This is a genomic window from Lentzea waywayandensis, from assembly GCF_900115955.1.
Classification (GTDB): domain Bacteria; phylum Actinomycetota; class Actinomycetes; order Mycobacteriales; family Pseudonocardiaceae; genus Lentzea; species Lentzea waywayandensis.
This window is the reverse complement of record NZ_FOYL01000001.1, coordinates 1,195,642-1,205,930: the sequence shown is the minus strand read 5'-3', so window position 1 is coordinate 1,205,930 and position 10,289 is coordinate 1,195,642. Positions and strand designations below refer to the sequence as shown.

At 73.2% G+C, this 10,289-nt stretch carries 1 pseudogene; it reads left to right on the top strand.

The window, feature by feature from the left end:
- Positions 1-30 precede the first annotated feature (30 nt).
- Positions 31-10,287 (top strand): annotated as a pseudogene (locus tag BM417_RS04775) (SDR family NAD(P)-dependent oxidoreductase); the annotation flags it as partial.
- Positions 10,288-10,289 lie beyond the last annotated feature (2 nt).

The following is a 10,289-nucleotide window of genomic DNA, read 5'->3' as shown; positions in this document are numbered from 1 at the left end:
CGACCCAAAGTTCTCCGAGGACCTCCCATGTCGAGTGAAGACAAGCTCCGCTACTTCCTCAAGCGCGTCACGGCCGACCTGCACGACGTTCGTGCCCGGCTGCGCGACGCCGAGGACAGGGCGGGCGAGCCGATCGCGATCGTCGGCATGGCCTGCCGGTACCCCGGAGGCGCGAACACGCCCGAACGCCTGTGGGACCTGGTCGCGGGGGAGACCGACGCGATCTCCGACTTCCCCGCCGACCGCGGCTGGGACGTCGCCCGGCTCTACCGGGCCGGCGCGCCGCAGCCGGGGCACAGCTACGTCCGCCAGGGCGGTTTCCTGCACGAGGCAGCGGACTTCGACCCGGAGTTCTTCGGGATCTCGCCGCGCGAAGCCGTCGCCATGGACCCGCAGCAACGCCTGCTCCTGGAGGTCGCGCACGAGGCGTTCGAACGCGCGGGCCTGCCGGTCGACGGTCTGCGGGGCAGTCGCACCGGGGTGTTCGTCGGCGGCATGGCGCAGATCGCCGGACCGTCGGAGGAACAGGTCGAGGCCCTGTCCGGATATCTGCTCACCGGCAGCGCGGCCAGCGTGTTCTCCGGCCGGATCGCCTACACCTTCGGGCTGGAGGGCCCGGCGCTGACCGTCGACACGGCCTGCTCGTCGTCGCTGGTGGCGATGCACCTCGCCGCGCAGGCGCTGCGGGCGGAGGAGTGCACGCTCGCGCTGGCGGGCGGGGTCACGATCATGACGACGCCGGAGGGGTTCGTCGAGTTCAGCCAGCAGGGCGGACTCGCCGCCGACGGCCGCGCCAAGGCCTTCTCCGACAACGCCGACGGCACCGCCTGGGGTGAGGGCGTCGGCCTGCTCGTCCTGGAACGGCTGTCCGACGCCCGCCGGCTCGGCCATCCGGTGCTGGCGGTGCTGCGCGGTTCCGCGGTCAACCAGGACGGCGCTTCCAACGGCCTGACCGCGCCGAACGGCCTGGCGCAGCAACGGGTGATCCGTGCGGCGCTGGCCGACTCGCGCCTCGCACCGTCCGATGTGGACGTCGTGGAGGCGCACGGCACCGGCACGACGCTGGGTGACCCGATCGAGGCCGAGGCCCTGCTGGCCACGTACGGCAAGGACCGGGACCGGCCGTTGTGGCTGGGATCGTTGAAGTCGAACATCGGGCACACGCAGGCCGCTGCCGGTGTCGGTGGCGTGATCAAGATGGTCGAGGCGATGCGGCACGGCGTGCTGCCGAAGACGCTGCACTCTGACGTTCCTTCATCCCATGTGGACTGGACCTCCGGTCAGGTTCGGCTGCTCGCCGAAGCTGTGCGGTGGCCCGAGACCGACGTGCCCCGGCGCGCCGGGGTGTCGTCGTTCGGCGTCAGCGGGACGAACGCGCACGTGATCATCGAGGCCGTTCCCGCCGAAGACGACGAGCCGTCCGCGGAACTGCCCGTGGTGCCGTGGGTGCTCTCGGCCCGGACCGGGTCAGCCCTGCGAGATCTCGCCCAGGCCCTCGGAGTCCTCGACGACGACCCGGTCGACATCGGGCGCGCGTTGGTCACCACGCGGTCGGTGCGCGAGCACCGGGCCGTGGTGCTCGACGCCGCCGGACTCGACGCGGTCACCAGTGAGCCGGCGAATCCCGGTGACGTCGTCTTCGTTTTTCCCGGCCAGGGTTCGCAGTGGGCCGGGATGGGTCGTGCGCTCCTCGGTTCCTCTCCGGTGTTCGCCTCGCGGATGTCCGAGTGCGCTTCGGCTCTCTCGTCGTTCGTCGACTGGAACCTGCTGGACGTCCTCGACGACGAGGAGGCGCTTGGCCGGGTCGACGTCGTGCAGCCCGTGCTGTGGGCGGTGATGGTGTCGCTGGCCGAGGTCTGGCGTTCGCACGGCGTCGAACCCGCTGCCGTGGTGGGCCACTCCCAGGGGGAGATCGCCGCGGCGGTCGTCGCGGGCGGTCTGTCCCTTGAGGACGGTGCTCGTGTGGTCGCGCTGCGCAGCAAGGCGATTCTGCGGCTGTCCGGACTGGGCGGCATGGTCTCGCTGGCCGCGTCGGTCGATCACGCCCGCGAGCTGATCGCGGCGTGGGACGGCAGGATCTCGGTGGCGGCGGTCAACGGCCCGTCGTCGGTCGTGGTCTCGGGTGAGGCCGGGGCGCTGGACGAGCTAGTCGCGTCGGTCGAGGTGCGGGCGCGGCGGATCGCCGTCGACTACGCCTCGCACTCGGCGCAGGTCGAGCTGCTGGCCGCAGAACTGGCCGAGCTGTTGGCCCCGGTGCGGCCTCTGCCCGGCCGGATCCCGTTCGTCTCGGCGGTGACCGGGGAGGTCCTGGACACCACCGGGCTGGACGCTGCCTACTGGTACCGCAACCTCCGCGAACCCGTCCGGTTCGACCAGGCCGTCACGACACTTCTCGCGAACCGGGCCACCGTCTTCGTCGAGTGCAGCCCGCACCCCGTGCTCACCGTCGGCATCGAGGAGACGATCGAGCACGCCGGTGCGGGCGCCGCCGCCGTCGGCACCCTCCGCCGCGACGACGGCGACCTGTCCCGCTTGGTGACCTCGCTCGGTGAGGCGTTCGCCCGAGGTGCCGAGGTCGACTGGGCCGGCGTCTTCGCGGGCACCGGCACCCGCCGCGTGACCCTGCCGACGTATCCGTTCCAGCGCGAGCGTTACTGGTCGGAGCCCGGCACACCGCGTCGCCGCACGGCCGTCGACGACCTGCGGCACGAGACGACCTGGCGGCTCGTGCCCGCCGGAACCCCTGCCGTCACGGGTACCTGGGTCGTGCTCGGCGCGGACGACCTCACTGACCGCGTCGCGCAGGGACTCGCCCGCCACGGCGCCGAGGTGATCCGCTCAGCTGAAGTGGGTGACCTCACGGACGTCCGCGGTGTGCTGGCCGTCGCTCCCGACGGTCGTACGCTGGGACATCCGGACGTTCCGGCGGGGTTCGCCGCGACTCTAGCCGCGGTGCAAGCGCTTGCGGACCACGAAGTTCCTTTGTGGACGGTCACGCGGGGCGCGGTCTCCACCTCGGACGCGGACCCGGTCACCGACCCGGAGCAGGCCCTCGTCTGGGGGCTCGGCCAGGTGGTGCGCCAGGAGCACCCGGCTCGCTGGGGCGGGGTCGCCGACCTGCCCGCCGACGCGGACGACGACGCCGTCGACCTGTTCCTGGGTGGCCTGAGCGGCGCGGAGGACGAACTGGCCGTGCGCCAGGAAGGCGTGTTCGCGCGGAGGCTCGTCCGGTCCGCCGGAGCGCTCGCCCGGCGTGACTGGCGGCCGGAGGGCACGGTCCTGATCACCGGCGGCACGGGTGCGCTCGGCGCCCACGTCGCGCGCCGGATGGCCACCCTGGGCGCGCCGCACCTGTTGCTCGTCAGCCGCAGCGGACCGGACGCCGCCGGCGCAGCCGACCTCGCCAACGAGCTCACCGCACTCGGCTCGCGGGTCACCGTGGCCGCGTGCGACGCCGCCGACCGCGACGCACTCGGCACGCTGATCGACGCCCTGCCGCAGGACGTCCCGCTGCGCTCGGTGATCCACACCGCCGCCGTCCTCGACGACGCCGTGCTCGACGAACTGAGCCTCGACCAGGTGGGCCGCGTGCTGCGGGTGAAGGCCGCGGCGGCGGTGACCCTGCACGAGCTGACCCGTGAGCTCGACCTCGACGCGTTCGTGCTCTTCTCGTCGCTCGCCGGCACGTACGGCGGGGCGGGCCAGGGGAACTACGCGCCGGGCAACGCTTTCCTGGACGCCTTCGCGCGGTATCGCCGTGGCCTGGGCCTGCCCGCGACGTCGATCGGCTGGGGGCACTGGGCGGGCGGCGGCATGGCCGACGGGGGCCTGGAGACCCGGCTGCTGCACCGCGGTGTGCCGCCGATGGAGCCGGAGCTGGCCCTCGACGGTCTTCAGCGGGTCCTCGACCTCGACGACACGGCTGTCGTCGTCGCCGACGTCGACTGGACCGCCGCCGTGGCACCGAGTCCGTTGCTCTCCGACCTTCCCGAGATGCGGCTCGTCCGCACCGATGCCGAACCCGGTCTCGCCGACCTGGCGCCGGAGGAGCGGGACCGGCGGCTGCTTCAGATCGTGCGCACGCAGATCGCCGCCGTGCTCGGGTTCTCCGAGCCCGGCCGCATCGATCCCGCCCGAGCCCTGCGCGACCTGGGTTTCGACTCGCTGACGGCGGTCGAGCTGCGGAACCGGCTGGGTGCCTCGGTCGGCCTGAAACTGCCCGCGACCCTGGTCTTCGACCACCCCAGTCCTGGCGCGTTGGTCCGCTACCTCGCGGAGCGGCTCACCGGCGCGACCGGTGCCGTTGCCGAGGTCTCCGAGCGGGGTGCTGCCGACGAGCCGATCGCGATCGTCGCGATGAGCTGCCGGTTCCCTGGTGGGGTCGACTCCCCGGAGGACCTGTGGGAGCTGCTGGCAGCAGGTGGGGACACGGCCACCGAGTTCCCCGACGACCGCGGGTGGGACGTCGAGGCCGTGTACGACCCCGATCCCGAGGTGCCCGGCCGTTCCTACGTCCGGCACGGATCCTTTGTGGACGACGTGACCGGGTTCGACGCGGCGTTCTTCGGGATCAGCCCGCGCGAGGCGCTGGCGATGGACCCGCAGCAGCGGTTGCTGCTGGAGACGTCGTGGGAGGTGTTCGAACGCGCGGGGCTCGACCCGGTGGCGTTGCGCGGCAGTCGGGTCGGCGTGTTCGTCGGAACGAACGGCCAGGACTACGGCACTCTGCTGATGAACGCCCGCGAGCAGGTCGAGGGCTATCTGGGCACCGGCAGCTCGGCGAGCGTGTTCTCCGGCCGCGTCGCGTACGCGTTCGGTCTGGAAGGCCCCGCGGTCACGGTGGACACGGCGTGTTCGTCGTCCCTGGTGGCACTGCATCTCGCCGCGCAGGCGTTGCGGGCGGGGGAGTGCACGCTCGCGCTCGCGGGCGGTGTGACCGTGATGTCCACGCCGATCGGGTTCGTCGAGTTCTCACGTCAGCGCGGTCTGGCCGCCGACGGCCGGTGCAAGCCGTTCGGTGACTCCGCCGACGGCACGGCCTGGGGCGAGGGTGCCGGGCTGCTGCTGGTGGAGCGGCTGTCGGACGCCCGCCGCCACGGCCACCCCGTGCTCGCGGTGCTCCGCGGTTCGGCGGTCAACCAGGACGGCGCGTCCAACGGGTTGACGGCGCCCAACGGCCCGTCGCAGCAACGGGTGATCCGGCAGGCTCTCGACGCCGCCGGCCTGCGACCGTCCGATGTGGACGCCGTCGAGGCGCACGGCACCGGGACCCGCCTCGGCGACCCGATCGAGGCTCAGGCGCTGCTGGCCACCTACGGGCAGGACCGGGAAGCGCCGCTGTGGCTGGGTTCGGTGAAGTCGAACCTCGGGCACACCCAGGCGGCCGCGGGCGTCGCCGGCGTGATCAAGATGGTGCAGGCGTTGCGGCACGAGGTGCTGCCGAGGACGCTGCGCGCGGACGTTCCGTCGTCCCAGGTGGACTGGTCGGCCGGCGAGGTCTCGTTGCTGACCGAGTCCGTGCCGTGGCCGGCCGGCGGTCGTGTGCGCCGGGCAGGGGTGTCGTCGTTCGGTATCAGCGGGACCAACTCCCACGTCGTCCTGGAGGAGGCACCCGCTCCTGAGCCCGTGCCGGCGGAGACGTACTCCGGCGGCGTCGTGCCGTGGCTGGTCTCGGCGAGGTCCGAAGCCGGGCTGCGGGCGCAGGCCCCGCGGCTGCTGGCGTTTCTCGGCACGGAACCCGACCTGGTCGCGACCGCGAGGACCCTCGCCACGGCCAGGGCGTCGCACGACCACCGGGCCGTGGTGCTCGCCGCCGACCTCGACGGCGTCCGCCGCGGGCTCACCGGCCTCGCCGAGGGCCGGTCGGTCGCCGAGGTCGTCCGGGGATCGCTGCGCGGGGAGACCGCGTTCCTGTTCTCCGGCCAGGGTTCCCAGCGGGCGGGGATGGGCCGCGAGCTGTACGAGGGGTTTCCGGCCTACGCGGCCGCGTTCGACGCGGTGTGCGCCCTGCTGGATCCGCGGCTCGGGGAGGTTCTCGGTTCGCCCGAACTGGATCAGACGGAGTTCGCACAGCAGGGGATCTTCGCGGTCGAGGTCGCGTTGTTCCGGCTGCTGGAGTCGTGGGGTGTGCGACCGGACTTCGTCGCGGGACACTCGGTCGGGGAGATCGCGGCGGCGCACGTCGCCGGGATCCTGACCCTGGAGGACGCGGCGAAGCTGGTGACCGCGCGTGGACGCCTGATGCAGGCTCTGCCGCCCGGTGGCGTGATGATCGCCGTGCAGGCACGCGAGGACGAGGTTCTGCCGCTGCCGGAAGGGGTTTCGCTGGCCGCGGTGAACGGTCCGGCCTCGGTGGTGTTGTCCGGAGAGGCGGGCGCGGTCACCGCGCTGGCGTCGAAGTTCGCCAAGACCAAGCGGCTCAACACGAGTCACGCCTTCCACTCGGCGCTGATGGAGCCGATGCTCGCCGAGTTCCGCGACGTTGTCGAAGGACTCGACCACGCCGAACCGGCCATCGCGTTCGTGTCCACTGTGGATGAAGAACCGGATGTCTCGCCGGAGTACTGGGTGCGGCAGGTGCGCGAGCCGGTCCGGTTCGCCGATGCCGTCGCGCGGCTGCGTTCCGCGGGCGTCACCGAGTTCGTCGAGCTCGGTCCCGACGCCGTGCTCACCCCGATGGTCGAGGAGGCCGTGCCCACCCTGGTGGCGGGTCGCTCCGACTGTCTCGGCGTGCTGACCGCGCTCGCGCACTTCGCTGAGACCGCCTTGTGGTCGCAGGTGTTCGGATCTGGTCCGGTTCGTGCGGACCTGCCGACCTATGCGTTCCAGCACGAGAGGTTCTGGCTGGACGGCGCTGCGGCGGGGGACGTCGGCGCGCTCGGCCACCCGTTGCTCGGTGTGGCCGTGGAGCTGCCCGAGTCCGGCGGCAGGGTGCTGACCGGCTCGCTCTCGACCCGGACCTCGCCGTGGCTTTCCGGGCACGCCGTGCACGGCACGGTCATCCTGCCCGGCACGGCGTTCGTGGAGCTGGCTCTGCGCGCGGGTGCCGAGGTGGGCTGTGCGGTGCTGGAGGAACTGACGATCGCCGCGCCGCTCGTGCTGCCGCCGACCGGCACCGTCCGGGTCCAGGTGGCGGTTGCACCGGTCGACGATCGGTACGAGGTCACCGTGCACTCCCGCAGCGCCGAGACCGAGCCCTGGACGCGGCACGCCACCGGTGTGCTGACCGCCGAGCCGGTGCCCGCCGGGGAACTCGGGGAATGGCCACCCGCCGGAGCGTCCGAAGTGGACGTCACGGACCTGTACACCGGGTTCGAGGACCGGGGTTTCACCTACGGGCGGACGTTCCAGGGACTGAGCGCGGCGTGGCTGCGGGACGGCGAGGTGTTCGCCGAGGTGGCGTTGCCCGCCGCCGACCGCGACACCGCCGCGCGGTTCGGCCTGCATCCCGCGCTGCTCGACGCCGCGCTGCACGGTCTGGGGCTCGGCGACCTGCTGCCCGACGACGGTCAGGGGCGGCTGCCGTTCACCTGGTCCGGGGTGGCACGGCACAGCGAAGGTGCCGCCACCCTGCGAGTTCGCCTCACGCCGATCGCGCCTGACACCGTTGCCCTGACGGTGGCCGACGGGTCGGGCAGGCCGGTGCTGTCCGTTGCCTCACTCGTGCTGCGGCCGGTCGCGGCCGACCAGTTCGGGCAGGTCCGGGACGCGTTGTTCCGCGTGGAATGGGTTGAGGCTCAAGGAGAGCCCGCTGCCGACGCCAAGACCGTCCTGGTCGCTCCGGCCGATGTCCACACCACGACCGCGACGGTGCTGGCCGAGATCCGGTCCTGGCTCGCCACCGAAGGGGACGCCGAGCTGGTGTTCCTCACGCGGGGCGCGGTCGCCGCTGCGGACGGCGACGCCGTGCCCGACCTCGGTGCGGCCGCGGCCTGGGGGCTCGTCCGCTCCGCCCGCGCCGAGCATCCCGGCCGGTTCCGGCTGGTGGACCTCGCCGACGACGTGGTTCCCGCACTTCCGGCTGGAGAGCCCGAACTGGCAGTGCGGGCGGGCCGTGTGCTGGTTCCCCGCGTCGTCCGCGGGACGGCGCCCGGCCTGGAGCTTCCGGCAGGTGACTGGCGGCTCGCGGTCACCGCGCCCGGCACGGTGGACGGCGTCACGGCGTTGCCGGAACCGGCGCAACCGCTTGCCGCGGGCGAGGTGCGGATCGCCGTCCGCGCCGCCGGCGTGAACTTCCGCGACGTCCTCAACGCCCTCGGGCAGTACCCCGGCGGGCCTGTTCCGCTGGGACAGGAGGCCGCGGGCGTGGTGGCGGAGATCGGCTCGGGCGTCACCGGACTGACGGTGGGGGACCGCGTCTTCGGCCTGTTCCCCGGCACCTTCGGCACCCGCGCTGTCACCGATCACCGTTTGGTGGCACCGGTTCCGGAAGGCTGGACGTTCGCGCAGGCGGCGACCACGCCGGTCGCGTTCCTGACCGCCTACTACGGCCTCGTCGAGCTCGCCGAGCTGAAGCCAGGCGAGTCCGTGCTGGTGCACGCGGCCGCGGGTGGCGTCGGCATGGCCGCCGTCCAGCTCGCACACCACCTCGGTGCCGAGGTGTACGCGACCGCCAGTCCCGGCAAGCACGCCGTGGTGCGCGGTCTCGGCGTCGAGCACGTGGCCTCGTCGCGCACTCTCGCGTTCGCCGAGAGCTTCGGACGGGTGGACGTCGTGCTGAACTCGCTCGCGGGCGAGTTCGTGGACGCGTCGCTGTCGCTGCTGGCGGAGGGCGGCCGGTTCCTCGAGATGGGCAAGACCGACGTCCGTTCGGTGCCCGGCGTCGACTACCGGGCGTTCGACCTCGGCGAGGCCGGGGCCGAACGGCTCGGGCGGATGCTCACGGAGGTGCTCGGCCTGTTCGCCGCGGGACACCTGCGGCCGCTGCCGGTCACCGCGTGGGACGTGCGGCAGACGCCGGGCGCGCTGCGGTACCTGAGCCAGGCCAAACACGTCGGGAAGCTCGCGCTCACCGTCCCGCACGGGATCGACCCGGACGGCACCGTGCTGATCACCGGCGGCACCGGGGCGCTCGGCGCCGCGCTCGCCCGGCACCTCGTCGCCGGTGGCGCCAAGCACCTCGTGCTCACCGGGCGCCGCGGGCTGGACGCTCCGGGCGCGGCAGAGTTGGCGGGACTGGGAGTGACGATCGTGGCCTGCGACGTCGGCGACCGGGCCGCGGTGGCCGGCCTGCTGGCCGGGCTGAGCCGTCCGCTCACCGCCGTGGTGCACGCCGCGGGTGTGCTGGCGGACGCCACCGTCGACCGGCTCACCGGCGACGACCTCGCGGCCGTGCTGCGGCCGAAGGCGGACGGCGCCCGCCACCTGCACGAGCTGACCCGTGACGCCGACCTCGCCGCGTTCGTGCTGTTCTCCTCGGTGTCCGGACTTTCGGGCACCCCGGGGCAGGGCGGCTACGCGGCCGCCAACTCCTACCTCGACGGCCTCGCGCACCACCGCCAGGTGGCCGGGCTGCCTGCCGTCTCGCTCGCCTGGGGCGCGTGGGACGCGGGCATGGCCGGAGGCCTCGGCGAGACGGACCGCCGCCGCATGAGCCGGTCCGGCTTGCTGCCTCTGTCCACAGAGGATGGTGTGGCGTTGTTCGACGCGGCCGTCGCGGAGGCGGCGAGTCTGCTCGTCCCGATGCGCCTCGACCCGGCGGCGCTGCGTGGTGACGACGTGCCGGCGTTGCTGCGCGGTCTGGTCAGGGCGAAGCCACGGCGAGTGGTCGCGCCGTCCGACGCGGCCGAGCTGACCCGGCGGCTGGCCGGGCGCACCGCTGCCGAGCAGGACGCGATCGTGCTGGAACTGGTCCGCGAGGCGATGGCCGCGGTGCTCGGGCACGCCGACGCCTCGGGTGTCGAGACGAGCCGCGGTTTCCTGGAGGTCGGCTTCGACTCGCTGACCGCCGTCGAACTGCGCAACCGGCTCGCCGCGGCGACCGGGCTGCGGCTGCCGTCGACGCTGGTGTTCGACCACGCCTCGCCCGCGGCCCTCGCGGCGCACCTGCGCGGCGAACTGTCCGGCACCGCGCCGGACGCCGAGCGCCTTCTGTCCGAAGTGGACGGACTCGAGACGCGGCTGCTGGCCGCCGAGCTCGACGACGCCGGCCGCGCCGCGCTGCACGGGCGGCTCCAGACTTTGCTGGCCAAGTGGTCCGGCACCGCCGGGGCCGACGTCGCGGACAGCCTCGCCACGGCGTCCGCGGACGACCTCTTCGACTTCATCGACAACACATTGGGGAACTGACG